Annotated in this window: 24 protein-coding genes; 12 read left to right on the top strand and 12 right to left on the bottom strand. The window is 74.1% G+C overall.

Translation table 11 applies throughout. The features are described 5' to 3' along the window. Positions 1 to 347: 347 nt before the first annotated feature. Positions 348 to 1,361, bottom strand: coding sequence for a LacI family DNA-binding transcriptional regulator (locus AB0F01_RS26075; protein WP_362100394.1), 1,014 nt, complete (start codon positions 1,359 to 1,361; stop codon positions 348 to 350). Between the two features lie 346 nt (positions 1,362 to 1,707). Here AB0F01_RS26075 and AB0F01_RS26070 point away from each other — a divergent pair, with 346 nt between their 5' ends. From AB0F01_RS26070 to AB0F01_RS26055, 4 genes are all read left to right on the top strand, one after another. After that, positions 1,708 to 3,027 carry an extracellular solute-binding protein gene (locus AB0F01_RS26070; protein ID WP_362100392.1) on the top strand — a complete coding sequence of 440 codons (1,320 nt, stop codon included), beginning with the start codon at positions 1,708 to 1,710 and terminating at the stop codon, positions 3,025 to 3,027. Positions 3,028 to 3,127: 100 nt separating this feature from the next. Beyond that, the gene (locus tag AB0F01_RS26065) at positions 3,128 to 4,123 is read left to right on the top strand and encodes a sugar ABC transporter permease (RefSeq protein WP_362100390.1); all 996 of its coding nucleotides are present in this window, start codon (positions 3,128 to 3,130) and stop codon (positions 4,121 to 4,123) included. 12 nt (positions 4,124 to 4,135) lie between these two features. Continuing rightward, positions 4,136 to 5,059: a carbohydrate ABC transporter permease gene (locus AB0F01_RS26060; RefSeq protein WP_362100387.1), complete on the top strand. Its 924-nt coding sequence runs from the start codon at positions 4,136 to 4,138 to the stop codon at positions 5,057 to 5,059. A 77-nt stretch (positions 5,060 to 5,136) separates the two neighbouring features. After that, complete coding sequence (locus tag AB0F01_RS26055) at positions 5,137 to 6,576, top strand: GH1 family beta-glucosidase (protein WP_362100384.1); 1,440 nt, start codon at positions 5,137 to 5,139, stop codon at positions 6,574 to 6,576. A 101-nt stretch (positions 6,577 to 6,677) separates the two neighbouring features. On the opposite strand, the gene AB0F01_RS26050 is transcribed toward AB0F01_RS26055, so the two are convergent. After that, positions 6,678 to 7,478 carry a hypothetical protein gene (locus AB0F01_RS26050; protein WP_362100412.1) on the bottom strand — a complete coding sequence of 267 codons (801 nt, stop codon included), beginning with the start codon at positions 7,476 to 7,478 and terminating at the stop codon, positions 6,678 to 6,680. A 399-nt stretch (positions 7,479 to 7,877) separates the two neighbouring features. On the opposite strand from AB0F01_RS26050, the gene AB0F01_RS26045 reads away from it, so the two are divergent. The 4 genes from AB0F01_RS26045 (at position 7,878) to AB0F01_RS26030 (ending at position 9,914) form a co-directional block, all read left to right on the top strand. Further along, on the top strand, positions 7,878 to 8,267 hold the full coding sequence (locus AB0F01_RS26045) for a sortase-dependent protein (RefSeq protein ID WP_362100382.1): 390 nt from the start codon (positions 7,878 to 7,880) through the stop codon (positions 8,265 to 8,267). Continuing rightward, a complete protein-coding gene (locus tag AB0F01_RS26040; protein WP_362100379.1) occupies positions 8,264 to 8,878 on the top strand; it encodes a class F sortase in 615 nt (204 codons plus the stop codon). Before AB0F01_RS26045 ends, AB0F01_RS26040 begins: the two co-directional genes overlap by 4 nt. A gap of 120 nt (positions 8,879 to 8,998) precedes the next feature. Further along, entirely contained in the window at positions 8,999 to 9,490 is a 492-nt protein-coding gene (locus AB0F01_RS26035) for an RNA polymerase sigma factor (protein ID WP_362100376.1), read from the top strand. Then, positions 9,474 to 9,914, top strand: coding sequence for a hypothetical protein (locus AB0F01_RS26030; protein ID WP_362100374.1), 441 nt, complete (start codon positions 9,474 to 9,476; stop codon positions 9,912 to 9,914). Before AB0F01_RS26035 ends, AB0F01_RS26030 begins: the two co-directional genes overlap by 17 nt. A gap of 96 nt (positions 9,915 to 10,010) precedes the next feature. Here AB0F01_RS26030 and AB0F01_RS26025 read toward each other — a convergent pair whose 3' ends face one another. The 5 genes from AB0F01_RS26025 to AB0F01_RS26005 form a co-directional block, all read right to left on the bottom strand. Further along, complete coding sequence (locus AB0F01_RS26025) at positions 10,011 to 10,988, bottom strand: hypothetical protein (RefSeq protein ID WP_362100371.1); 978 nt, start codon at positions 10,986 to 10,988, stop codon at positions 10,011 to 10,013. 77 nt (positions 10,989 to 11,065) lie between these two features. Beyond that, the gene (locus AB0F01_RS26020) at positions 11,066 to 12,598 is read right to left on the bottom strand and encodes a carboxylesterase family protein (RefSeq protein ID WP_362100368.1); all 1,533 of its coding nucleotides are present in this window, start codon (positions 12,596 to 12,598) and stop codon (positions 11,066 to 11,068) included. Positions 12,599 to 12,696: 98 nt separating this feature from the next. Then, positions 12,697 to 14,175, bottom strand: a complete 1,479-nt coding sequence (locus AB0F01_RS26015) for an FAD-dependent oxidoreductase (RefSeq protein WP_362100367.1) — start codon at positions 14,173 to 14,175, stop codon at positions 12,697 to 12,699. A 263-nt stretch (positions 14,176 to 14,438) separates the two neighbouring features. After that, on the bottom strand, positions 14,439 to 16,157 hold the full coding sequence (locus AB0F01_RS26010; RefSeq protein ID WP_362100364.1) for a VanW family protein: 1,719 nt from the start codon (positions 16,155 to 16,157) through the stop codon (positions 14,439 to 14,441). Between the two features lie 409 nt (positions 16,158 to 16,566). Continuing rightward, positions 16,567 to 17,568 (bottom strand): helix-turn-helix domain-containing protein, encoded by a 1,002-nt coding sequence (locus tag AB0F01_RS26005; RefSeq protein WP_362100362.1) that lies wholly within the window; start codon positions 17,566 to 17,568, stop codon positions 16,567 to 16,569. Between the two features lie 167 nt (positions 17,569 to 17,735). On the opposite strand from AB0F01_RS26005, the gene AB0F01_RS26000 reads away from it, so the two are divergent. Beyond that, complete coding sequence (locus tag AB0F01_RS26000) at positions 17,736 to 18,374, top strand: HD domain-containing protein (RefSeq protein WP_362100359.1); 639 nt, start codon at positions 17,736 to 17,738, stop codon at positions 18,372 to 18,374. A gap of 194 nt (positions 18,375 to 18,568) precedes the next feature. On the opposite strand, the gene AB0F01_RS25995 is transcribed toward AB0F01_RS26000, so the two are convergent. Then, complete coding sequence (locus tag AB0F01_RS25995; RefSeq protein WP_362100357.1) at positions 18,569 to 19,078, bottom strand: hypothetical protein; 510 nt, start codon at positions 19,076 to 19,078, stop codon at positions 18,569 to 18,571. A 196-nt stretch (positions 19,079 to 19,274) separates the two neighbouring features. On the opposite strand from AB0F01_RS25995, the gene AB0F01_RS25990 reads away from it, so the two are divergent. The 3 genes from AB0F01_RS25990 to AB0F01_RS25980 all read left to right on the top strand — a co-directional run bounded on the left by AB0F01_RS25990 (position 19,275) and on the right by AB0F01_RS25980 (position 21,062). Then, positions 19,275 to 20,195 carry an endonuclease/exonuclease/phosphatase family protein gene (locus AB0F01_RS25990; protein WP_362100354.1) on the top strand — a complete coding sequence of 307 codons (921 nt, stop codon included), beginning with the start codon at positions 19,275 to 19,277 and terminating at the stop codon, positions 20,193 to 20,195. Between the two features lie 301 nt (positions 20,196 to 20,496). Continuing rightward, a complete protein-coding gene (locus AB0F01_RS25985) occupies positions 20,497 to 20,724 on the top strand; it encodes a DUF2945 domain-containing protein (RefSeq protein ID WP_362100352.1) in 228 nt (75 codons plus the stop codon). Between the two features lie 5 nt (positions 20,725 to 20,729). Further along, positions 20,730 to 21,062 carry a DUF3140 domain-containing protein gene (locus tag AB0F01_RS25980; protein ID WP_362100349.1) on the top strand — a complete coding sequence of 111 codons (333 nt, stop codon included), beginning with the start codon at positions 20,730 to 20,732 and terminating at the stop codon, positions 21,060 to 21,062. A gap of 445 nt (positions 21,063 to 21,507) precedes the next feature. On the opposite strand, the gene AB0F01_RS25975 is transcribed toward AB0F01_RS25980, so the two are convergent. The 4 genes from AB0F01_RS25975 to AB0F01_RS25960 form a co-directional block, all read right to left on the bottom strand. Then, entirely contained in the window at positions 21,508 to 21,996 is a 489-nt protein-coding gene (locus tag AB0F01_RS25975; RefSeq protein ID WP_362100346.1) for a hypothetical protein, read from the bottom strand. 82 nt (positions 21,997 to 22,078) lie between these two features. Continuing rightward, a complete protein-coding gene (locus AB0F01_RS25970; RefSeq protein ID WP_362100343.1) occupies positions 22,079 to 22,723 on the bottom strand; it encodes a class F sortase in 645 nt (214 codons plus the stop codon). Continuing rightward, a complete protein-coding gene (locus AB0F01_RS25965; protein WP_362100341.1) occupies positions 22,716 to 23,549 on the bottom strand; it encodes a DUF4397 domain-containing protein in 834 nt (277 codons plus the stop codon). The genes AB0F01_RS25970 and AB0F01_RS25965 overlap by 8 nt, the downstream gene beginning before the upstream one ends. Positions 23,550 to 23,761: 212 nt before the next feature. Then, positions 23,762 to 24,376, bottom strand: coding sequence for a sigma-70 family RNA polymerase sigma factor (locus AB0F01_RS25960; RefSeq protein ID WP_362100338.1), 615 nt, complete (start codon positions 24,374 to 24,376; stop codon positions 23,762 to 23,764). Positions 24,377 to 24,392: the final 16 nt, after the last annotated feature.

Raw genomic sequence — 24,392 nt, 5'->3', positions numbered from 1 at the left:
CACCCCCCAGGTCATCCCATCGACAGGGGGACACAGTCATGCCGGGCCCGGAGGCCAGCGGCCCTCTTGCAGGACCGCGGAAAACATAACGGGGGACCGGAGCACGGCCGACGCGTGCCCCGGCCGGATCGACCGACGCGGGCTCCGGCCGGAACGGGGAGGCGCGAGCGTCCGGCCGGGGCCCGCCTCACCCTGCCGGGACCTCACCGCAGGTGAACGGCGCCCCACGGCCGGTACGGCGGGTCGACGCCCCCGGCTGATGCGGTTCCCGCACGCCCCCAGGCCGGCCCCACGTCTCCGGGCGGCCGGTCCCGGCCGCCCGGCACCGCGTCACCCCGCCGGCCCCGTCACGACGACTCGCGGATCACCAGCTCCGTCGGCAGCGTCACGTGCCGGCGCGGGGCGCCGTTGCGGGTGATGTCGGTGAGGATGCGCACCATGGTCTCGCCCAGTTCCTCGACCGGCTGACGCACCGTGGTCAGCGGGGGATTGGTGTGCCGGGCGAGCACCGAGTCCTCGAATCCGACGACCGCGACGTCGTCGGGCACCCTGCGTCCCCGGCGCCGGAGTTCGGCCAGCGCGCCGACCGCCATCAGGTCGGAGGCGGCGAACACGGCGTCCAGATCCGGTGCGCGTTCAAGAAGCGAACGCATGGCGCGACCGCCGCTCTCCTCCGTGAAGTCACCCCGCTCGACCAGGAGTTCGTCGGCGGCCAGCCCCGCCTCGCGGTGCGCCTCGCGCCACCCGGCCAGCCGGCTCCGGCCCACGTCCATGTCGTCCGGGCCGGTGATCGTCGCGATCCTGCGGCGGCCGCGCCCCAGCAGGTGCCGGACCGCCTCCAGGGCGCCCCCGGCGTTGTCGGAGTCGACGTAGCTGAGCTGTTCGCCCGCGTCCCGTCGGCCCGCCAGCACGGTGGGCAGGCCCATCTCCTCCAGCATGCCCGGCAGCCGGTCGTCGGCGTGCACGGACACCAGCAGGACACCGTCCACGCGGCGCGTGGCGACCGACTCGGTGAGCTGGTCCCGCTCGGCCTGGTCGCGCACCAGCATCAGCTGCAGCTGGGTCCGGGTCTCGGTGAGGGCCCCGCTGACGCCCCTGATCAGCGCGGCGAAGAAGGGCTCGGAGCCGAGCCGGCTCTCGGACTCCGGGATGACCAGGGCCACGGCGTCGGTCCGGTTGGTGACCAGGCCGCGGGCGACCGAGTTGGGGACGTAGTTGAGCTCCTTGATCGCCTCCAGGACGCGGGTGCGGACCTCGGCGCTGACCAGGTCGGAACCGTTGACCACACGGGAGACGGTGGTGCGGCCGACGCCGGCTCGGGCGGCGACGGTCTTGATCGTGGGACGGCGGTTCCCCGTCATCTGCTCCCCCTGGGGCCTGTCGGTGGATCGAGCCGCGGACGCGGGGTCGGGCGCGTGCCGAACGGTGCCGGCAGCGGAGGTGACCGGCGACAAGTCTTGCAGATGACGTGGGGTGAGCGGCGCCGAGGTCGGCCGGAATGGGCGGGCGGGGACGGGGCGGAGACGGGCCGGTACGACAATTTGCGTTCAAGTCATTGACATACGGAGCCGCGCCCACGAGTCTTCGTTGCGTCGTTGGGCACGTTCCCACCCCGCGTTGGGAACGTACCCACTCTTTTCAGAGCCGCTGTAGTCATCGCATGACCTCGTCACTCCGGTGTTCAGCGCCGTCGCTAGGAGGAGATCCATGGGCAGTCCCGGTTCGAAGCGTGTGAAGCGTTCGAGGGCGGTGGCGGCGATCGCCGCTGCCGGTGCGTTGACGTTGGTCGTCGGCTGCAGCGGCGACAGCGACTCGGCCACCGGCGGTGGCAAGAAGGACGGCAAGGTCACCATCACCATGGGCCTGTACGGGGTCATGGGCATCAAGGAGACCGGCCTCCTGGAAAAGTACGAGAAGGAGAACCCCGGTGTCGAGATCAAGGCGGAGATCGCCGGTGACGAGCAGACCTACTACACCGCTCTGCAGACCCGGCTCGCCGCGGGCAAGGGCCTGAAGGACATCCAGGGCATCGAGATAGGCCGGGCCAAGGAGATCACCGAGACGCAGGCGGACAAGTTCGCCGACTTCTCCGAGGTGACGGGCACCGACCACTTCCTGCCCTGGAAGGAGTCCCAGATCAGCACCGCCGACGGCAAGGTGCTCGGCCTGGGCACCGACATCGGCCCGATGGCGGTCTGTTACCGCAAGGACTACTTCGAGCAGGCCGGTCTGCCCACCGACCGCGAGGAGGTCGCCAAGCTCTGGGAGGGCGACTGGAAGAAGTACGTCGAGGCCGGCCGCGACTTCAAGAAGGGCTTCAAGGGCAAGGACGTCGCCTACATGGACGCGGCCAGCGGCCTGTTCAACGCCATGGTCTACGGCCACTCCGAGCAGTACTACAACGAGCAGGGCGACCTGATCTACGACAAGAACCCGGTCGTCAAGGAGGCGTGGAACCTCGCCGCCGACGCCGCCGAGGACGGGCTGACGGCCAAGCTCCGCCAGTTCCAGCCCGGTTGGGACCCGGGTCTGGCCAACGGCACCTTCGCCACGGCCGTGTGCCCGGCGTGGATGCTGAGCCACATCAGCGAGAAGGCCGGCGACGGGAACAAGGGCAAGTGGGACGTCGCCCGGGCCCCGAAGGGCGCCAACTGGGGCGGTTCGTTCCTCGGTGTGGTGGAGCAGAGCCCGGTGAAGGAGGAGGCCCAGAAGCTGGTGGCGTGGCTGACCGCGCCGGAGCAGCAGGCCCACATCTTCAAGGAGATCGGCAACATCCCGTCCTCGCAGAAGGCCCTGGAGACCGCGGAGGTGAAGGGCGCCACCTCCGAGTACTTCAGCGGGGCGCCGATCGGCGAGATCTTCGGCGCCGCCGCCCGGGAGATCCCGGACAAGCAGGTCCTCGGCCGCAAGGACGGCACCATCAAGGACACCTTCTCGCAGGGCCTGACGCTCATCGAGCAGCAGGAGACCCCGCGTGACGAGGCGTGGGACACCACCGCGGAGCGCATCGAGAAGGCGGTCGGCTGACCCGTCACGCCCCGCGGCCGTCCGGGCCCGTCCGCCGACCGGCGGCGGGCCCGGCGCCCGGGACCGGGATCACGCATTCGCACCCAGGAAGGAAAGACGGTTGGCCACCTCCACCACCAAGGCCCCGGCCGGCGAGGAGCCGCCGGGCCCGCCGCCCGGCAAGCGCGGCGAGAGCACCCCCCGCAGGCGCGGCGCGCTGCTGCACCTGCTGGACGTCAAGGGCGCCCCGTACGCGTTCGTCGCCCCGTTCTTCGTCGTGTTCGCCGCCTTCAGTTTCTACCCCCTCGTCTACACGTCGTGGATCTCGCTGCACCAGGTGGAACTGGCCACCCTCGACGTCATGGAGTGGGTCGGGTTCGACAACTACGTCGAACTGTGGGGCGACGAGCGGTTCTGGAACGCGCTGGGCAACACCATCACCATCGGGGTCATCTCCACGGTGCCCCAGCTGCTGATGGCGCTCGGCCTCGCCCACCTGCTCAACTACCGCATGCGGGCCTCGCTGTTCTTCCGCGTCGCCTCGCTGGTGCCCTACGCCACGTCGGTCGCCGCCGCCGCCCTCGTCTTCACCATGATCTTCGAGCGCGACTTCGGCATGATCAACTGGGCGCTCGGCACCGTCGGCATCGACCCAGTGGACTGGGAGGCCGACAAGTGGCCCGCCCAGGTCGCCATCTCCACCATCGTCATCTGGCGCTGGACCGGCTACAACGCCCTGCTGTACCTGGCCGCCATGCAGGCCATTCCCGCCGACCGGTACGAGGCGGCCTCCCTCGACGGGGCCTCCCGCTGGAAGCAGTTCACCCACGTCACCGTCCCGGGCATCCGCTCCACCATCGTGTTCACCATCGTGCTGTCCACGATCGGCGCGACCCAGCTGTTCGGTGAGCCGCTGATCTTCGGGCAGGGCCCCAACGGCGTCACCGGCGGCGCCGACAACCAGTACCAGACCCTGGGCCTGCTGCTGTACGAGGAGGGCTGGAAGAACTACCAGATGGGCCGCTCGGCGACCGTCGCCTGGGCCATGTTCCTGCTGCTCGTCCTCGTCTTCGTGGTGCAGCGCCTGATCAAGCGCCTGCGCTCCCGCACGTCCTGACCTGGAGTCGCCATGACCACCCACAGCCTCCCGGCCCGGACCGAGACCCCGGCCCGGCCGCCCGCCGAGACACCGCCGGGCCGCGGCGGACGCCGGCTGCTGCGCCAGCGCGCCGGCCGCCAGCACCACGCGGGCCCGCTGGCCTACGTCCTGCTCGCCATCATGGCGATCCTGTCGATCTTCCCGCTCTACTGGACCATGGTGGCGGCCTCCACCGACAACACCCGGGTCAGCCAGACCCCGCCGCCGTTCCTGCCCGGACCGAACCTGTTCAGCAACCTCGCCCGCGCCTGGGACGAGGCGGCCATGGGCAAGGCCATGATCAACAGCCTGATCGTGGCCGGCGTGATCGCGGTGTCCACGGTGATGTTCGCGACGCTCGCCGGATTCGCCTTCGCCAAACTGCGGTTCAAGGGCCGCAACGCCCTGCTGATGCTGGTGATCGGCACCATGCTGGTGCCGCCGCAGCTCGGCGTGGTCCCACTGTTCATGATGATGTCCGAGCTGGGCTGGTCGCAGCAGCTCCCGGCCGTCATCTTCCCCACCCTGGTGAGCGCGGTCGGCGTGTTCTTCATGCGGCAGTACCTGTCCGAGGCCCTGCCGGACGAACTGGTCGAGGCCGGACGGGTCGACGGGGCGCACTCGCTGCGCATCTTCTGGAGCATCGTCCTGCCCGTCGCGCGGCCCGCCATGGCCGTCCTGTTCATGATCACCTTCGTGCACGCCTGGAACGACTTCTTCTGGCCGTTCGTGGTGCTCGACATGACCAACCCGACGGTCCCCGTCGCGCTCACCCAGCTCAGCGCCGGCTACGTCCGCGACCAGTCCCTGATCATGGCGGGCGCCCTGCTCGGCACCCTCCCGCTGCTCGCGATGTTCCTGGTCTTCGGACGGCAGATCGTCAGCGGCATCATGGCCGGCGCCGTCAAGGGCTGACGCGCCCCGCCCCTCCCGTACCACCGGCCCCCACCACGCGTTCCGCGTGCCACCCCCACCACTTCGAAAGGACTTACGTGGTCACCGCAGCACAGCCGACCGCATCCGCCCCGGACGCGGCCCGCACCTTCCCCCAGGGTTTCCTCTGGGGTTCCGCGACGGCCTCCTACCAGATCGAGGGCGCCGCCGCCGAGGACGGCCGCACCCCCTCCATCTGGGACACCTACGCCCGCACCCCCGGCCGGGTCCGCAACGGCGACACCGGCGACATCGCCACCGACCACTACCACCGCTGGCGCGACGACGTCGCGCTCATGGCCGAACTCGGCCTGGGCGCCTACCGCTTCTCCCTCGCCTGGCCCCGCATCCAGCCCACCGGCCGCGGCCCCGCCGTCCAGAAGGGCCTCGACTTCTACCGGCGCCTCGCCGACGAACTGCTCGAGAAGGGCATCAAGCCCGTCGCCACCCTCTACCACTGGGACCTGCCCCAGGAACTGGAGGACGCCGGCGGCTGGCCCGAGCGCGCCACGGCCGAGCGGTTCGCCGAGTACGCCGCCCTCGCCGCGGACGCCCTCGGCGACCGGGTGCACACCTGGACCACTCTCAACGAGCCCTGGTGCAGCGCCTTCCTCGGCTACGGCTCCGGCGTGCACGCCCCCGGCCGCACCGACCCCGTGGCCGCCCTGCGCGCCGCCCACCACCTCAACCTGGGCCACGGCCTCGCCGTCCAGGCGTTGCGCGACCGCCTCCCCGCCGCCGCCCAGTGCTCCGTGACGCTGAACATCCACCACGTGCGCCCGCTCACGGACAGCGACGCCGACACCGACGCGGCCCGCCGCATCGACGCCCTCGCCAACCGGGTGTTCACCGGCCCCATGCTCCAGGGCGCCTACCCGGAGGACCTCCTCAAGGACACCGCGCACCTGACCGACTGGTCCTTCGTGCGCGACGGCGACCTGCGCGAGATCCACCAGCCGCTGGACTTCCTCGGCGTCAACTACTACACGCCCACCGTCGTCTCCGAGGCCGACGGCAGCGGCACCCACACCTCCGACGGACACGGCAACAGCGCCCACAGCCCCTGGCCGGGCGCCGACCGGGTCGCCTTCCACCAGCCGCCCGGCGAGCGGACCGCCATGGGCTGGGCCGTCGATGCGACCGGCCTGTACGACCTGCTGCGCCGCCTGTCGGCGGACTTCCCCCGGCTGCCGCTGGTGATCACCGAGAACGGCGCGGCCTTCGACGACTACGCCGACCCCGAGGGCCGGGTCAACGACCCCGCCCGGATCGCCTACGTGCGCGATCACCTGGCCGCCGTCCACCAGGCCCTCGTCGACGGCTCCGACGTGCGCGGCTACTTCCTGTGGTCGCTGCTGGACAACTTCGAGTGGGCGCACGGCTACAGCAAGCGGTTCGGCGCGGTCTACGTCGACTACCCGACCGGCACCCGCATCCCCAAGGCCAGCGCCCGCTGGTACGCGGAGGTGGCCCGCACCGGCGTCCTGCCCGGCGCCTGACCGGACCCGGTGCGGCACCTTTCTCGCCGCCCCGCGCGGTGCCGCACCGCCGGACCGCCCCCGCTCCCGGAAGACCCGGGAGCGGGGGCGGTCCGCCGTCGTCACTCGGCTCCGCTGGGCGTCGGCTGCGGTGTACCGCCCGCCAGCACCTCCATCAGCCGGGGCGTGCCCTGCGTCACCGCCGCGTCGGTGGAGTCGTGCGCTGCGCCGTCCAGCCCGCCGTTGGTCACCGTGATCGCGTTCGCGCCCACCTGGACGGCCGCCACGTCCAGCGTCAGGGTCACCGGATCGCCGTCGGCGGTGCCCTTCACCGTCACCGTCAGCCCCTGCCGGGCGTCCCCCTCCCCGGGCAGCGTCCGCTCGACGACCTGGACGGTGCGCTCGCCGTGGTCGCTGCCGGTCAGGGTGAACTCGTCGCAGGCCGCGGGCAGCGACTTCAGCCACTCCATCGACTGGTCCAGATCGGCCTTCCGATAGGCGGCGACCTGGTACAGCAGCCGGGAGTCGCCCTCCTCGAACCCGGTGATCGCCGAGGCCCCGGACGGCGTGCCCAGCAGCGTCTCGTCGTACAGCGAGTCCATCAGCCGCTTGCAGTCCTGCGCGTCGCTCTTGCCCGTGAGGAACTGTGCGGCGTCCACGTCGCCCAGGAGCAGTGAGTCCCGCCAGGTGCTCGGGTCCTTCACCGGCTTCCAGGCGTCCTCCAGGTCCGAGCCGGTGATCAGCGCGTTCCGCGCGCCGGTCTCCGTCAGTTGCTGCCCGGGGGAGGGGGACGCGGTGGTCTGCGCCGCGGGCGGCCGTTCCGCCACGGTGGACGCCGTGCCGGACGCGGCCCCGCTCTCCCCGCTTCCGCCGGAGCAGGCGGCGGTGGCCAGCAGCGTCCCGGCGGCGAGGACGGCGGCCAGGACCCGCACCGGGCGGGCTGCCGCGCGCGGTCCGGCCGGCGGCCGGGCGACCGGGCGGGACGCGGACCCACCCGACGCGGTGACGCGGGACGGACGGACGGCCGGGCGGGGGGTGGTCACGAGCGCCTCCTGAGGACAAGACGGCCGCCGTCGGCTGGTCCCGGGCGGCTCCCCTTCTCCCCTCACCGCACCACCGCCCCGCCCGGGCGACCAGCGCTGCGCGGACATCCGGGTGACGGGCCCGCGCGTTCACCACGACTCACCGTCACGATCCGCTTCCGGCACCGGACTTTGCCCGCTCTTTACAACCCGCCACGGTGCCGCCTCGTCTCTCCGCACGATCCACCACCGGCCCGCCGGACCACCCTGCGGGCGACGAGTCACCAAGGAGAGCCCCCCATGCGCCGAACCGTCCTCAGTGCCGCGGCCCTCGCCTGCACCGCCGTCCTGGCGGGCGCGGCACCCGCGCTCGCCGACGGAGCCGCCCCGGCCGTCCCCGTCGCGGACGCCCAGCCGACCACCGTGCCGAAGGAGGCCCCGGAGACCGACGGTGACCCCTCGCCGGTCCCGTCCGCGAGCGAGGCGCCGGTCCCCGCCGAGACCGAGGCCCCGGCCCCCGCCGAGCCCGGCGAGGTCTCCGTCGTGCCCAGCGGCGCGCCCGACACCGGCCAGGCCGCCCCGGCCTCGGGCCCCGACGCCACGCTGATCGGCGGGGGCGCCGCCGCGGCCCTCGCCGCCTCGGGGGCCGTGATCGTCCTCGTGCGCCGCCGGCGGACGACCGCGGGATGACCTCCCTCTCCCGGCGCGCCCTCGTCACCGCCGCGACCGCCTCGGTGCTGGCCGCCTGCGGGGCCGGGCACCGCACCCCACCGGACACCGGGGACGACCGCCCGGGCCGCACGGCACCGGCGACGCGCCGCGGCCCGCGGCCGGACGCTCCCGGCCCGTCCGTCCCGGTCCGGCTGCGGATCCCGGCGATCGGGGTCGACACCCCCGTCATCCGGCTCGGGCTCGCCCCGGACGGCACCGTCGAGGTGCCCCCGGTCACGGCCGACGACCCGGCCGGCTGGTACCGGTACTCGCCCCCACCGGGCACCACCGGACCGTCGGTGATCCTCGGTCACGTCACGGTCGGCGACCATGGCGACGGCGTCTTCCGTCACCTGGCCCGCCTGCGCCGGGGCGACCGGATCCAGGCGCGCCTGGAGAGCGGCACCACCCCGGAGTTCACCGTCCGCTCCGTGCGGACGGTGGCCCGGGCGGACTTCCCGACCGACGACGTCTACGGCCCCGTCGGCCGGCCGGAGCTGCGCCTGATCACCTGCGGCGGCCCCCGCGTCGGCGACGCGTACCGGGACAACGTCATCGTGTTCGCCGCCCGCGCCGCCCCGCGGGGCTGACCGGCCACGGCCGGGCCACCGGATCCACCTGCCGGCGGCCCGGCCGGCGGCCCGCGGCACCCCCCGCGCGACCCCGTGCGCACGGCCCCCGACACTGGTACCCCACGACCTTGGAGAACCTTGAGAAGGTCCCGAGACAAGGCGGCGTCCGAGCTCTTCGCCGTCCTCTATCCGCGCCTCGCCGGCTGGTGCCGGCGCCTGGTCGACGACGACGGGACGGCCCACGAGATCGCCTCGGAGGCGTTCACCCGGCTGTGGGCCCGCTGGACGTCGGTGTCCGAACCCCGGGCGTTCCTGTACGTCACCGCGGCCAACCTGGTCCGGGACCACTGGCGCAAGCTCGAACGCGAGCGCCGGGCCGTGCACCGGGTCACCGCCGAGACCGCCGTCCGGCCGTACGCCGAGCAGACCGACCCGTCCGTGCGGTTGCTGGTGCAGTCGCTGCCGGAACGGCTGCGTGTGCCGATCCTGCTGCACTATTACGCGGACCTGCCGATCCGTGAGATCTCCGTGGTGACCGGCCGCAAGGAGGGAACCGTCAAGGCCGACCTCCACGCCGCCCGGGAACTGCTCCGCGCCCACCTGAGGAGAAGCCTTGATCACACACTCTGACGAGGGACCGGAGTTCGCGCCCGACGACCCGCTGGCCGTCATCCTGCGTCCCTCCGGGGACCTGCTGGGCCCGCCCCCCGGCCGGTTCGAGGAGATCCGCCGCCGGGCGGCCCGGCGCCGGACGGTCCGCGCCGCCGCCGGGGCCGGCCTCCTCTGCGGCGTCGCCCTTCTGGTGGCGCTGCCCTTCCAGCAGGCGGCCTCCGACGGACCCGCCGCCCCCACGGTGCCCCTGGCCCCGCCGGTGAGCAGCACCTCGCCGACGCCGACGACCCCGGCCTCCCCCGAACCCGCCGTCCCCGGCCCCGCCGAACACCCCGGCCCCGCCGACTCCGTGATGCCGATGCCACCGGTCACCCCGGTCCCGAGCGAGCCCCGGGCGTCCCCCACGTCACAGGGACCGACGTCCGACGGCGACCGGGGGTGAGACCGGGGCCCCGGAGCCGACGGGTCGCCGGATCCGCGTACGGGGACCGAGCTGCGGGAGATCGACCGCCCGCGCCCGGTCAACCGGCGGTCCGCGTCACCCCGCCGGACCCGGACCCGTCCCGGTGAACCGGCGGTCCGCGTCACCCCCAGGCCCCGGACCCGTCCCGGTGACGCCGGCACCCAGCCCGTCCCGGCGGGCGACGGCGGCCCTGAGCACGGCCACCGCCGAGGCGGCGTCCGCGGCGTAGAAGCGGAAGGCGCGGGCCTCGGCGGGCCTGCCCAGGACGCGGACGAAGCGCACCGGCTCGGTGAGTTCGACCGTCACCGTGGTCAGTCCCGCCACGGCGAGATCGGCGGTCCCGTCGCCCGACACGGCGGCGAACCTCCCCTCGGGGAACGCCGTGGCCGCGCGGACCGAGGCGATGCGGCCGGCCGGGACCCGGATGTCGAGCAGGGCCCCGTACCGCAGCCGCAGCGAGCCGTCGGCGCCGATCACGTGCGGGCGCACCACACAGGACGCGTGCAGGGCGACGACGAAGTAGCAACCCCACAGGTCCACCACGAGCAGCACCGCGTGGACCACGGGCCACGGGACCACCAGGGCCAGCACCACCGTCTCGACGACACAGACGAAGAGGAACCCGGCCATCACCGCCGTCTGCCCGGACGCGTACGGCACGGCCGTGTCGCCGTCCCGCACCCCGTGCGGTCCCCGACGGGTCACCCACCGCAGGAAACTGGTCGACAGGAACACCTCGTGGGCGGCCAGCCGGCGCACGGGCACCGGCACGTTGTCCGCGAGGGCGGCGAGGAGGGCGGAACGGCTGCCGAGGCCCGCGCGCCGGTGACGGCGGTGGTCGAGACACAGCAGGACGGTGGCCAGGAGCAGCGCCGTGCCCACCACGGTCCGCAGCACCCACAGCAGGCCCGGGGGGAGCCGCACCCCTCCCACCACGCACAGGACCAGTAGGACCTCGGCGGGCAGGAGGGCGGCGACGGAACGGCGCACCACGGTGCGCAGGGCCGTGAGGGTCGTGGCGCCGGCCGGGCCGGCGAGCTCTCCGGTTCGCATGGCCCCAGTACAGACGTTGCCGTCGCGGCAGGGTCAAGCGCCGCCACCGCGCCCGTGGGGCCGGGCGGTTCCCTGGCCTACGGGTGCGGTGACGGCTCGGGCGTCCCGAGTTCGACGTCCCGCCACAGCCGGCGCACGGGGAAGGAGGCGTCGTCGGCCAGGCCGTCGTCCGGCACCGCCCACATCCGCACCGGGACGGTGTCCGGGGTGACGGGGGACCAGCCGGGGTCCCCGCGGTCGGCGAAGTCCGCCCAGGCGCGCACCATCCGGCGGGACAGGGCGCGGTCCTGCTCGTCCGGGGCGCCGCCGATGAGGAACCGCGCGTCCGGCGCGTCCAGCGTGCCGAGGGCGAAGGGGACGTCGGCGGTGTGCCAGGGCCTGACCTCACCGTCCGGCGACGGGCGCCGGCGCGCGAACCGGGAGAGGAACGCCCGGCCGCCGGCCCGCGCGTGCACCTCCGCCAGGCGGCTGGTGTACTCGCCGAAACAGGCGTCGCCCAGCAGCGCCAGGAACCGGTCCAGCAGGGACGCGTCGGGCATCGACTCCCCGTACCGGGCGGCCAGATGGCGCGGGAGCCGCAGCGCCTCGACGGCGTCCGCGACCTCGTCCTCCGAGCGGGGTGCGCGCACGCTGCCCGTCGCGTGCATGAACCACTGCTCCTCCAGCGTGTGGCACACCAGGAGGTCCACGTCCCGCGCGGCACCGGATTCCACGGCGGCCAGCGGGTCCGCGGGCAGCACGTCCCCGTCGACGACCGGCTGGAACACCACGGGGTCGACGGCGTGGTGGGGCAGGACCGGGTCGACGGCGCTCCGCGCTGCCACCGCGTCGGAGGCGGTGACCAGTTGTGCGGGGGAGGCGGAGAGCAGCCCGTCGGCCGTCGCCCCGACCCCGGCGACGGCCGCGATCCTCGCCGAGACGGCCGCCGCGGCGCCGACGGAGTAGAACGTGCCGGGCACGCTGTGGGCTACGGCCCTCCGCATCAGCCCGCGCGCCCGGTCCATGCCCAGCAGGCAGGCGACGGACCCCGCCCCGGCGGAATGCCCGGCCACGGTGACCCGTTCCGGGTCGCCGCCGAACGCGGAGATGTTCTCCCGCACCCAGCGCAGCGCGGCGATCTGGTCCAGCAGGCCGCGGTTGTCGGGGAAGCCCGGCACGTGGCCGAACCCCTCGAACCCGACCCGGTAGTTGCAGCTCACCACGACCGTGCCGGAGCGGGCCAGGGCCGCGCCGTCCAGGTGGGGCTGCGCGGAGGAGCCGAAGGTGTAGGCACCGCCGTGGATGAAGAACAGCACCGGCAGGGCAGCCGCGTCCGGCTGCCGCGGCGCCCACACGTTGACGGTGAGGACGTCCTCGTCGCCGGGACGCCACACCGGCGCACCGGGCAGCTCCGCCGACTGCGGAGCGACGGGTCCGAAGGACGTGCCGTCACGCGGAGCCATGTCGTCCCGGCCGGACACCGGCTGCGGCTCGCGGAAACGGTACGGCCCGAACGGCGGCGCCGCGTAGGGCACCCCCAGGACGGCGATCACGCCGTCGGGCAACCGCCGTCCGGTCACCCGGCCCGTGGTCGTCCTGAACTCGGTGCTCGTCCCCGCCCTGGTGTCCATGTCCGCAGCATCCCACGGCGAGCGGCACCCTTTCGAACGGTTTCCGGCTGCCGGGACCGCCGCCGGGCTCCCTGCGTGCGGCCGGGCGCCCGGGATCCTCACCCGACCGCGGCGGCGCCGAACCAGGCCGTCAACTGCCCCTCCAAGGATGCCTGTTCGTCACCGACCCAGACCACGTGGCCGTCGGGTCGCAGCAGCGCGGCGGGCACGTCGAGCCCCTCGCCGGCACCGTCCGCCCGGTCGACCCGGTCCTCCCACCCGGAGACCGTCAGCGCCCCCGTCGTGTCGACCAGCAGCCCGCGCCCTTCGTGCATCGACGCGTAGAGGCGCCCCCGCTCCAGCGGGAGGTCCGGCAGCCGGCGGCCCAGCAGGTCGTGACCCTCGCCCACGTCGTAGCGGACGTCCACCGCGGTGATCATCCCGGTGACGTACCGGTTGACCTCGTCGATCGCCATCAGCGTCGTGAACAGCTCCCGCAGCGCGACCGTGCCCGGGTCGGTCCGCATCAGGGCGATCTGCGCGCGGGTGTTGGCCAGGACGGCGGCGCCCACCGGATGCCGTTCCGCGTGGTAGGTGTCCAACAACCCCTCGGGCGCCCAGCCGTTGACCGTCGCGGCCAGCTTCCAGCCGAGGTTGAACGCGTCCTGCACCCCGAGGTTGAGCCCCTGCCCGCCGGTCGGGGGATGGACGTGGGCGGCGTCCCCGGCCAGCAGCACCCGTCCGACCCGGTAGCGCTCGGCCTGCCGGGTGGCGTCGCCGAACCGCGACAGCCAACGGGGCTCGTGCACCCCGAAGTCCGTGCCGGCGACGGCGCGCAGCCGCTCCTTGAACTCCTCCAGCGTCGGTCCGGTCCGGTCCTCGGACACCCCGTCGGCCGGGACCACGAAGCGGTACACCCCGCGGTGGCCGTCCACGTCGGGCACCGCCCCGAACCGCAGTTCGGTCCGGCGGACCCGGGCGACGACGGCGGCGATCTCCTCGGGATCGGCGGTCGCCGCCATGTCCCCGAGCAGCGTCTCCACCGTGGCGGGTTCACCGGGGAAGCCGACACCGAGCAGTTTGCGCACCGTGCTGCGCCCGCCGTCGCAGCCGACGACGTAGCGGGCCCGCAGCCGGGAACCGTCCGCCAGCAGCACCTCGACGGCCTCCCGGTCCCGGTCCCGGTCCCCGTCCGCGTCGTCGTCCCGGCCGGGCTGCGGGGTCACCCCGACGACCTCGTGGCCCCGGCGGATGTCGGCGCCGAGTTCGAGGGCGCGCTCGTGGAGCAGCCGTTCGGTGTCCGGCTGGGCGGTGGCCAGGCCGTAGGGGTGCGCGGTGTCGAGCCCGTCCGGCCAGGGCGTGGTGAGGCCGCCGAAGAGGCCGCCCACCCGGAACTTCTCACTCACCGCGAGGAAGCGGTCCAACAACCCCCGCATGTCCATCACTTCGACGCTGCGCGTGTGCAGGCCCCGTCCGCGGGACTGCCCGGACGGTCCGGGCAGCCTCTCCAGGACGACGACGTCCACCCCGTGCAGCCTCAGTTCGCAGGCCAGCATCAGCCCGGTGGGGCCGCCGCCGACCACGATCACGTCCTTCATCGGTCCACCCGTTCCGCAGCGTTCGGTCATGGCCTGCGCCGTGCCGCGTCAGGGCATCCGGGACACCCGGACATCGAGGCGTTTCCGGCGCAGGCCCGCCATTCTGCGAGAGCACCGGGGCCTTGCCGCAAGCCCCCCGGTGCGCTATACGTTGAGAGTGGCAAGGAGGGACGCACTCCTTGCCCTTCGTGTTTCCGGGCCTTTCCGGGCCCGGGCCGGGCCCGCGTCACCGACGGGGCGGTCCCGGGGAAGGGCCCGGTCCCTTATTCGCAGACGATCTCGTCGCGCGGCGTGTAGTGCGTGTGGAACGGCTGCCGCTTCACTTCCCGGCCGTTGTTCAGGAAGACCCGCTCCACCGTGACGTCGAAGCCCTCCAGCGGCGTCTGCGGGACGCACTCCTCGTCGGTGCTCACCTTGCGCCCCGGCTCCACCACGTTCCTGCGGGGCCCGGTCACCGACTTGATCTCGTCGTACTTCTTCGTACCGAGGAAGGTCACGGTCACCGAGGTGTCGGTCGCCTCGGCCTGGATGTAGAGGGCGTTGCCCGAGTCGTTGGCGAACCTCAGGTCGAGGCTGCCCCAGGCGACGGTGGCCTCGCGGCCCTCGGGGTAACGCTCGATGTAGAAGGAGTGGGCGCCGTACTCGACGGGCCGTACCCCGGCGAAGAACATCGCGTTGAACATGGTCGTGGCCACGGAGGAGACCCCGCCGCCCGCCGCCTTGGTGTACTTGTCGTTGAGGATGATGACGCCCTCGCCGAAGCCGTTGGCCTCGGTGCGTTCGCCGACCGTCCGGTTGAAACTCCAGGTCTCGCCCGGCTTCACCAGGGAGCCGTCGATGAGTTCCGCCGCCCGGCCGATGTTCTGGGTGCGGTAGGCGGCCGGTTCGAAGGTGACGGTGTAGGACGACACCTTCTCCTTCAGGCCCAGCCGGGCCACCTTCTCGGGGGTCAGTTCCGGTTCGGTCCGCCGCGTGGCGAGTGCGCCGGTGCGGTCGGCGCCCGACTCGGTGAGCAGCGGCAGCACGGCCTTGCCCAGGGCCTTGTCCGGCACCTGCACGCCGGTCCGGCCGCGGTCGGCCACGACCACCCGGTCCCCGTCGAGCCGCAGCCGGGCGTCGCGCGGGGTGGTGGTGAGGTCGGCCAGGGGGCGGGCCACGGCCGGGGCGGCGCGCAGGCCCTTCTCGTCCAGCTTCGGCGTCAGCCTGCCGTCGCCGTCGGGCTTCAGCGTGAGGTGCTCGCCCAGGACCTCCGGCGCGATCGTGAACCGGCGGTCGCCGGCGGTGAGGGCGACGGGGGCCGACATGGCGGGCCGCGCGAACTCGCGCACCGCGCGCTCCACCTCCGCCGCGCCGACCTTCGGCCGGGTCTCGCGGGCGGGCAGGGCCGTCGCGGTGTCCGTGTCACCCTTCAGGAACGCCTCCTTCAGGGTGCCGGCGGCGGCGTCGACGTCCAGGGCCCGGCCGGTGCGCGGCGCGGTCTCCTCGACCTCTCCGCCGGTGAACGCGACCCCGCCCTCGCGCACCTTCTGGTCCAGCTTCCCGGCGAGCTCGCGCAGAGCCGACCGGGAGGCGTCCTCGTCGGTGTGCACGGCCGGCTCGATGTCACCGCCCGAGCGGAACAGGGCGCCGATGACGCTGACCGGGTCGGAGCCGGTGTGCGCCGCGCGATCCACGGTGCCGGGCACGTCGAACGTCAGCCCGGCCTCCCGCGGGACGACCGACCCGGAGCGGTCGCCCACCGTCACGGGGAGCGCGCGTGCCTCCGCGGGCGTCAGATCCCGTTCCAGCTTGCGGGTGGCCTCCGCCGCGGTCAGCCCACCGATGTCGACGCCGCGCACCGTGGTGCCGGACTCGATCGTCCCGCCGGCGAGGAGGAGCCCCGTCAGATAGAGCCCACCGACTCCCAGGGCGAGCGCCCCGCCGGTCATGGCGAGGGCGGGAACGGCCGCGGGGCGGCGGACGGAGGGTATGCGGGGGCGCATGGGTCTCCTGGACGATCGACACGGTGGTGCACCCCGGCGCGACGCCACGTACGGGGCAATCACACCAAGGTAGGCGCAACGCGGCATCGGGCGGGTATGCCCCAGGTCACCCCGGACCCTCCCGGGGTGGACCCGTGCTGCTCCCGCCGCTCTGTGCAGGGCTCGAAGGCTGGCCTGTGAAGGTGGTCACAGTCGACTGCGGGGGTGCTCGCGAACGTGCGCGCCGCACCCGCCACGAGCGAGGCCGCCCCGCCGTCCGCGGCCTTGCCGCTCGGTCCTGCCCGGCCCGTGCCGGTCCGGCCGGCCGAGGTCCGTTCCGCTCATACCGTCCGCGGCCCGTGCCGCTCAGCCCCTGCTGCTCAGCTCCTGCGCGGCCCGTGCTGCTCAGCTCCTGCGCGGCCCGTGCTGCTCAGCCCCTGCGCGCCCCGGCCGGGGGCCGGACGGCGGTCGGCGCGGTCGGGGTGGCGCCCGTGGTGGCGAAGCGCCGCCGGTACGCGCTCGGCGTGGTGCCCAGGTGGCGGAGGAAGACGCGGCGGAGGGTCTCGTCGCTGCCGAAGCCGCTGAGCCGGGCCGCCGCCGTGACGCTGTGACCGTCGAGGAGGAGCTGCTGAGCCCGGCCGAGCCGCACCCGCTCCACCCAGCGGGCCGGAGTGGTGCCCAGCTCCGCGTGGAACAGCCGGGTCAGGTGCCGGGGGCTGACGGCCGCCGCCCGGGCCAGGGACGCCAGGTCGTGATCGGCGGCCGGGTCCGCCAGCACGGCCTCGATCGGGGGCCGCAGCAGGTCGTTGCCGGTGGGCGGGGCGGTGGCCGTGGTGAACTGCGACTGCCCGCCCGGACGCTGCAGGAAGACGACCAGTTCGCGCGCGATGTGCCGGGCGGCCTCCGCGCCGTGGTCGTCCTCGACGAGGGCCAGGGTCAGGTCGATGCCCGCGCTGATGCCCGCGGACGTGAGGAAGCGCCCGTCCCGCACGTGGATGGCGTCCGGCTCGACGCTCACCCGGGGGTGCCGCCGGGCGAGGGCCGCGGCGTGCCGCCAGTGGGTGGCGGCACGGCGGCCGTCCAGCAGGCCGAGGTCCGCGAGCACGAACGCGCCGGTGCACACGGACGCGACCCGGGCGGCGGACGCGGCCAGCGTCCAGGCCGTCTCCGACAGCTCCCGCTCGACCGGCTGCTCGGCCAGACGGTCGCCACCGGCCACCAGGACCGTGTCGACCGGCCCCGCCTCGGCCGCGCGAACCGTGCCGCTGAGCGGCATCCCGGTCGAGGTGCGGACCGCGCCACCGCGCGGGGAGACCAGGACCGGCTCATACGGATGGCCGAGCCGGCGGGCCTGCTCCAGCACCTCGGCGGGACCGCTGACGTCCAGCAGCGTCACGCCGTCGAACACCACGAAACCCACCCGGTGCGTCATGACCGGACCACCCCGCCGCCCGGCACGCCGACGCCCCGGAGCGCGCTGAGCGGGCCTCGGCACCATGTCCGGATCCGAGGTGTGCCTGGCAGAAAGGACATGGCGCCATCCTACGACCCCGGCCACCCTGGAAGAGCAGCCGAGACGACGAAGCGGAGAGGAAGATCATGAGCGAGACCATCGCCGGCGTGACGATCCCGGACAGCGCACTGGCGCGGGAGGCGACCGAGCTGGTGCGGGAGGCCGCCTCGCCCCTGCTGTTCGACCACTCCCGCCGGGTGTTCCTGTGGGCGGCGCTCCGCGGGCGCGAGCAGGGGCTGACCTTCGACCCCGAGCTGCTCTACGTGGGGGCGATGTTCCACGACCTGGGGCTGACCGAGCGGTTCCGCCGCACCGACCAGCGCTTCGAGATCGACGGTGCCGACGAGGCGCGGCGGTTCCTGAACTCCCACGGTGTGACCGGCGAGTCGGCCGACCGGGTCTGGACGGCGATCGCACTGCACACCACCCCGGAGATCCCGCTGCACATGGCTCCGGAGATCGCCCTGGTCACGCGGGGGGTCGAGCTGGACGTGCTCGGCATCGGCCACGGGTCCGTCTCCGACGAGGAACGGGCGGCCGTGGTGGCCGCGCACCCGCGTCCGGACTTCAAGAACCGGATCCTGGCCGCGTTCACCGAGGGCATCAAGGACCGCCCCGACACCACGTTCGGCAACGTCAAGGCCGACGTGCTCGCCCACTTCGTCCCCGGGTTCGTCCGCGGTGACTTCGTCGAGGTCGTCAAGAACTCCGCCTGGCCGGAGTAGCGCCCGGCCCTGGCCCGGCCCGGACCCCGAGCCTGCTCGTGGGGGAGCCGCCGCGTAGCAGCGGACGGCGACCCCCTGCCGGGCGCCCCGGTCCTGCGCGACCGTGCCGAGCAGGTGCCGGCCCAACCGCTCGTACCGGTCCGGCTCCGTGGTCCGTGCTCCGAGGCCGGTGACCGGTGCGGCGGAGGAAGTGGTCAGGCGGCCTCGTGGATGACCAGCTTGAACTCCGCCAGCACGATCTTCCGTGCCACCCCGGCGTCATGGGTGGCCCGCAGGGCGAGCGGCACGTCCGGGTCGACGAAGATCCCCCACTGCTTGGTCCAGCACTGCATGCCGGGGCTCGGCGGGCGGTGTTCCGTAGCCGTGGTGTCGTTGGGCGTGGGCGTGAGACCGAGCGGGTCGCGGACGAACTGGTCCCGCAGCTCGTCGTACGTCCCCGCCTCCCACTGGATCATCGCGTAGAGCGTCCCCCAGCCCGCCGTGCTCGGCCATATGAGCCCCGACCGGTCGTCGGTGTCCCAGCTCGAAACCACATAGCCGTCCGGCTGGTTGACCTGGTGCATCGCGAACCGGTCGCTGGACTCGGCGGAGCCGAAGGGGAACCGGACCACCGTGTACGGGCTGCCGGCGGGGACCGACTGGGCCGTGGTCCGCTTGAGGGAGCACACCTGCACTCCGGGCGCTGTCGTCGCGTGAATGGACATGATCCAGACATGCCCGCTGCGGGATGATGTGATGTCAACTCATGTGATATGTGCGGAGCTTCCCTGATGTCGCACCCGTCCCCGCGCCGTGCGCGCCGCCGCCGGGGGCGCACGACGGAGGCGGTGCCGGGCGAGTGGGGCGGGTGAGGCAACGGGGACGGGGTGGGCGACGCGTCACCCGGCCCCATGCGGCACGATGGAACCGGCCAGAGGTGTCCGCACGGAGGAGGCGACGGTGCTCGGTAGGGGAACGCGGGTGCTCGCGGGCGCCGTGATCCTCGCCTGTGCCGCACTGATCGGCCCCAGCGCACCGGGCGGCAGCCTCTTCGCCGGCACCGGCCCGGCCCCGGACGCCCGGGACGCCGTCCCGAACCGGGTCATGACGTGGAACCTGTGCAACCCCTGCGACACCGCCAACACCGACCGGGCCGCGGAGATCGCGCGGTACGCGCCCCAGGTCGTAGCCCTGCAGGAAGCCTGCGTACGCGACGTCCGGGCCGTCCGGGACCACCTGGAGCGGCTGCACGGCCTGGACTATCACGTCGAGTACGGGCCCGTCCTGCGCAACTGGAGCCGCTGCGGGGGAGCGCCGTGGCGACCGGGGCAGTACGGGCAGGCGATCCTCTCGGCGGCGCCGATCACGGACGCCGTCACGGTGGAGTATCCCGACGGCGGCTCCGAGGACCGCGGCTACACCGCCGTGACCACCACGGTGGGCGGCCGGTCCGTCCGCGTCTTCAACACCCACCTCGCCGAACGCCGTCAGGAGGAGGTTCGGGCCGAGCAGGCGGGCGTGCTCGCCTCCGTCGTCGCCCGCCACGACCGGGCGATCGTCCTCGGTGACCTCAACGCGGTGCCGGACGCGCCCGAGCTGGCCGGGATCTGGGACCTGGCCGAGGACGTGGATCTCCACTGCCGTCCCCTGCCGGCGGGCACCTGCAAGCCGACCACCGACTGGCACAGCAAGTTCGACTACGTCTTCCTGCGGGGCCTCGCCCCGCTCGGCCACCGGGTCCAGGGGACCCCGCACTCCGACCACCACCTGCTGTACGCGGACGTCGAGGCGGCGGGCTCGGCTGACCGGGCCGACTCGGCCGGGTCCTCCCGGCCCGGCTGACCGGGCCGAGGAGCGCCGGCGCCGCCCCGTGAGCCGTCAGCGGGCGGCGGAGACCGGCCCGCAGCACCTCCACCCGCCCCGCCGAGCCCCGCCCGGCCGCCCTTCGCCGCGGAGCAAGCCCGCCTGCCCGGCGTGCGCGAGCGGTGCGCGGTGCAGCTCAGGGCCGACTCGCCGCACGTCCGCCCGGGCGGGACGGCGGACGCGCGGGGGCGGCAGCCCGCCGAGCTGCGGAGGGGGCACGCGCCCCCCACTGTGGGAGGGAGACGCAGATCGGACCCCGCACCCGGAGGGAGAGGCCGTCATGGCGAAGGGCCGCAGCAAGGGGAAGAACCTCAAGAAGGGCGACAAGGTCGCCTGGAGCAGTCACGGCAGTGAGGCCGAGGGAGAGGTCGAGAAGAAGATCACCGAGCGCACTGAGGCCGCCGGGCGGACGGTGGACGCCTCGCCCGACGATCCGCAGTACCAGGTGCGCAGCGAGAAGTCCGGCCGGTCGGCCGTGCACAAGCCGTCCGCGTTGCGGGAGAAGTGACTCCGGTGGACGAGGACGAGCGTGGCGAGACGTGGGACGCGTTCCGCGAGGCGGTCAACATGAAGCCGGCCGAGCTGGAGACGTGGCTGGCCTCGGACGAGTCCCGGGACGCCGGCCAGCACCGGGACGGCGGGGAGTCGACCGGCCACGCCTCCGGCCGCCGGATCGTGGAGATCCTTCGCGCCCGCAAGGGCGACCTCACGGACGACGACTACCGGCACATGCGCAAGGTCGTCGGTTACGTGCGCCGACACCTCGCCCAGCGGCCGGAGGGAGGCGTGCGGGAGAGCCGCTGGCGGTACTCGCTGATGAACTGGGGACATGACCCGCTGAGTTGACGACCCCGGCGGCTCGGGCGGCTCCGGCGGGCCCCTCGATCCGACGGGCTCCGGAGGCTACGGCGGCTCCTTCGATCCGACGGGCTCCGGAGGCTACGGCGCCGTGACAGATCCGGCGGGGCCGGTTGGCGGCACTCCCCGGCACGGCACCCGGTCGGTCGGCACCCGGTCGGTCCGCAGGTGCCGGCCGCGCTCGTCGACGCTCCCGGGCGTCGACGAGCCACCGTGGTGCGCGGCCACCGGGGCGCCGGGCCACCGTGGCACCGGGGCGCCGGGCCACCGGTGGGACAGGCCAGGAGGTGGGACGGGCCACCGGGGCGCCGGATCGTCGGTCGCCGGATCCCCGGCTCCCGAGAACCCTGGCGCACCCGGCCCCGGCGCGGACCCGCCCCCGCGCCCTCACACCCCCGGGGCCGTCCGCCGTGCCCGGCGCCGGCTCCCGTGATCAGCGGGGCCCTCCGGTCCGCCCGCCTCCACGCATCGCAGCGGCTTCCGCCCGTCGTCGCACGGCGGCCCTGCGGGTGGCGACGCCGACGAGCGCGCACACCGCGCCGAGCACCGCACCCCACGCGACACGGCGGGTTCGTCCGCGTCCGTCGGAGCCGCCCGCCCGGGCCCGTACCGGCACCGGGCCCCGGACCGGCACCGGATCCCGGGCGGGCGGCCCGCCGTCCCCGGGGGACGGGCCCGTCGGGGGCGGGCCGCCAGGCGTGTCGTCCAGGTCCCGCATGATCCGCAGCCAGACGCGTTCCGGGGGCGCCGTCGGCAGATCCACGACGTCGGCCGCGCGAGCCGCGGCCACCACGCGGGTCATAGAGCGCAGTTCCTCCCGGCAGCGGTCGCACTCCGCGAGGTGCCGCAGGGCACTCTCGTTCCCGTCGGCCGGGTGTCCCAGCGCCAGCTCCACCAGGCGTGCCTGCTCGACATGGGTCACCGTGCCCTCCTGTCGCTCGCTCGTGTTCGATGACGCCCCCAGGAGTGCCGCTCGCGTCCGGTCCCGATCCCCCGATACGGCGTCAGGGCTCCTCGACCGGCGTCGCGGTGACGACCAGGTTGGACTGGTAGTCGCCCTGGTCGGGAAGGAACGGCGGGGCGCAGGTGATGAGCGTGAGGACCGGGCCGCCCTCCCGCCGGAAGACGGACGGGGGGAGATCGTCCTGGGGAACGGTGCTGCGCGACACCACGCGATGCACGACCGGATCGGCCCCGGCGCGCCGCACCTCGATGCGGTCGCCCCGCCGCACGTCGTACAGCGCGGCGAACTCACCGAGGTCGCCCGTCTCGTCGTCCACGTGCCCGGCCAGTACGGCCGACCCGCGGTCGGCGCCCGGCACCGGGCCGAAGCGGTACCAGCCGGCCACGGCCGGGTCCGCGGGCAGTTCCATCGAGCCGTCCGGCGCCACACCGACCGGTTCGATCCGCGCGTCGAGCCCGATCCTCGGCACGAGGATCCGCCGGGGCCGGGCCTCCTCGCGCGGGGAGCCCTGGGGCGCCGCCGGGGCCGACGGCACGGCCGACGCGGGTTCGCGCGCGGGTGCCGTCGGACCGAAATCGGGTGGCGGCGCGGCCCGCTCCGGTGCCGCGCACGCCAGGCCGACGGTGGCGGCCAGCACGGCGGACGTCACCGCCGCGCTCACGCGCCACCGGCCGCGCTCAGCCACGCCGGCCGGCGACCTGCCGGGACACCAGCACGGTCGTGACCGTCACCGCGCCGGCCACGGCGGCCCAGGCCAGCCACGCGTCGGGGGAGTTGCCGGCCACCGCCGCGCCGCTGCCGCCCGCGTGCACACCCTTCGGCGCGGACGCCATGCCGCTCAGCGTCTGGGTCTTCAGGGCCAGGTTCTCGTCCTCGGCGCTGCCCCAGGCGTACACGATGGTGCTGGTGCCCTCCGCGAGGTCGAGGTCCGCCGGGCCGATGGCCACGGTGTCGGTGCCGGCGAGCACGACGTCGGCGTTCACGGTGCCGGCGTCGACCTCGGTGGTGTCCTCCTTCGGGTTCTCCAGGCCCGTGAAGACGGGCTCGCCGCCCGCACGGACGTCGACGGCGGGCGCGGCGGCCACGTGACGCACCGTCACGCGCGACGTGCCGGCGTCGACCTTCGAGACGTCGTTGACGAACGCCGTCAGCTCCGGGTCGCCGTCGGCGTCGAGGTGGGCGGCGACCGTGGCGTTGGCGCCCTCGGGCACCTCGATCTTCTTCTCCAGCGCGGGCTTGCCGTCGGGGCCCTGGCCGGCTTCGAAGATCTTGATGTCGTAGGTTCCGGCGTCGAGCTCCTGCGGGTCGGTCACCGTGCCCGGCTCGAAGTCGCCGAGCAGCTCGTCACCGTTGGCGTAGACGTCCACGGTCAGGCCGGGGATGCCGTGGAAGACGGACACCATCGCCTTGCCGTCGTCGCCGGGAGCCGCCAGGGCGGGCGTGGCGACACCGAGCGCGAGGGCGCACGCGCCGGCCGAAGCAGCGAGGGTGAGGGAGGTACGGGAAGTCATGTCACAGGTCCTTTCCGAGGGAGTCCCCGCATCTGCGCGGAGTCTCATGGGTGTTTCGGTCGTGGGCGCCCCCGCGGATGCGCGGACGCTTCTGTTCTCCGGGCGGTCTGTTCTCCGGGGCGGTCGCCGGTCTCCGGTCTGCGGTCTCCGGTCTGCGGTCGGAGGTCGGAGGTCCGAGGTCCGGGGTCCGGGGTCCGGGGTCCGCGCGGCGCCTACGCGTCCGGGGCCGGCGAGCGCCCCTGGTCGATCGCTCCGCGCAGCCGGTGCAGACCGCGCCGGACATGGCTCTTGACGGTGCCCAGCGGCATGCCGGTGCGTTCCGCGATCTGGGCCTGGGTGAGGTCCTCGTAGAAGGCCAGGCACAACACGTCCCGCTGGTGCCGGGGCAGCCGGGACAACGCGTCCACCAGCAGCACCCGGTCCAGCACGCTCTCCGGGGCCGCCTCCGGGGGCGGGGGAGCGTCGGCAGCACCGCGGCCCGCGGAGTCCGCGAGCGCCAGCCGCCTGGTGCGCGCGGCCAACGCGTCGACGATCTTCCGCCGGGTGATGCCGACCAGCCACGCCCCCAGCGGACCCCGCTCCGGCCGGAAGCCGTCCCGGCCGCGCCAGGCGCCGAGGAACACCTGCTGGGTCACGTCCTCGGCCTCGTGGGTGTCGCCCAGCGACCGGGTGGCCATCGTGTGGACCAGGGGCCCCCAGTGCCGGTAGATCTCGGCGAACGCGGTCTCGTCGGCGGCGCGCAGGCCGCGGGCCAGCTCGTCCTCGTACCTGGTCTCCTCGACCGGCGGGACGAGGGTGCCGGTGCATCGGGTGTTCGTGGTGCTCATGGCCCGCTTCCTCCTG

Source organism: Streptomyces sp. NPDC029526, from assembly GCF_040637405.1.
In the GTDB taxonomy this organism is placed as follows: Bacteria; Actinomycetota; Actinomycetes; order Streptomycetales; family Streptomycetaceae; genus Streptomyces.
The sequence above is the reverse complement of the archived record's forward strand: the minus strand, read 5'-3'. Positions and strand labels throughout refer to the sequence as shown.

Bases quoted from the DNA above. Each gene is read 5' to 3' on its own strand.
- AB0F01_RS26010 (WP_362100364.1), bottom strand. From the start codon at position 16,157: ATGCGCCCCCGCATACCCTCCGTCCGCCGCCCCGCGGCCGTTCCCGCC.
- AB0F01_RS26025 (WP_362100371.1), bottom strand. From the start codon at position 10,988: ATGCGAACCGGAGAGCTCGCCGGCCCGGCCGGCGCCACGACCCTCACG.
- AB0F01_RS26075 (WP_362100394.1), bottom strand. From the start codon at position 1,361: ATGACGGGGAACCGCCGTCCCACGATCAAGACCGTCGCCGCCCGAGCC.
- AB0F01_RS25990 (WP_362100354.1), top strand. From the start codon at position 19,275: ATGGAACCGGCCAGAGGTGTCCGCACGGAGGAGGCGACGGTGCTCGGT.
- AB0F01_RS25960 (WP_362100338.1), bottom strand. From the start codon at position 24,376: ATGAGCACCACGAACACCCGATGCACCGGCACCCTCGTCCCGCCGGTC.
- AB0F01_RS26000 (WP_362100359.1), top strand. From the start codon at position 17,736: ATGAGCGAGACCATCGCCGGCGTGACGATCCCGGACAGCGCACTGGCG.
- AB0F01_RS25995 (WP_362100357.1), bottom strand. From the start codon at position 19,078: ATGTCCATTCACGCGACGACAGCGCCCGGAGTGCAGGTGTGCTCCCTC.
- AB0F01_RS26015 (WP_362100367.1), bottom strand. From the start codon at position 14,175: ATGAAGGACGTGATCGTGGTCGGCGGCGGCCCCACCGGGCTGATGCTG.
- AB0F01_RS26020 (WP_362100368.1), bottom strand. From the start codon at position 12,598: ATGGACACCAGGGCGGGGACGAGCACCGAGTTCAGGACGACCACGGGC.
- AB0F01_RS25965 (WP_362100341.1), bottom strand. From the start codon at position 23,549: ATGACTTCCCGTACCTCCCTCACCCTCGCTGCTTCGGCCGGCGCGTGC.
- AB0F01_RS26040 (WP_362100379.1), top strand. From the start codon at position 8,264: ATGACCTCCCTCTCCCGGCGCGCCCTCGTCACCGCCGCGACCGCCTCG.
- AB0F01_RS26060 (WP_362100387.1), top strand. From the start codon at position 4,136: ATGACCACCCACAGCCTCCCGGCCCGGACCGAGACCCCGGCCCGGCCG.
- AB0F01_RS25985 (WP_362100352.1), top strand. From the start codon at position 20,497: ATGGCGAAGGGCCGCAGCAAGGGGAAGAACCTCAAGAAGGGCGACAAG.
- AB0F01_RS26070 (WP_362100392.1), top strand. From the start codon at position 1,708: ATGGGCAGTCCCGGTTCGAAGCGTGTGAAGCGTTCGAGGGCGGTGGCG.
- AB0F01_RS26005 (WP_362100362.1), bottom strand. From the start codon at position 17,568: ATGACGCACCGGGTGGGTTTCGTGGTGTTCGACGGCGTGACGCTGCTG.
- AB0F01_RS26045 (WP_362100382.1), top strand. From the start codon at position 7,878: ATGCGCCGAACCGTCCTCAGTGCCGCGGCCCTCGCCTGCACCGCCGTC.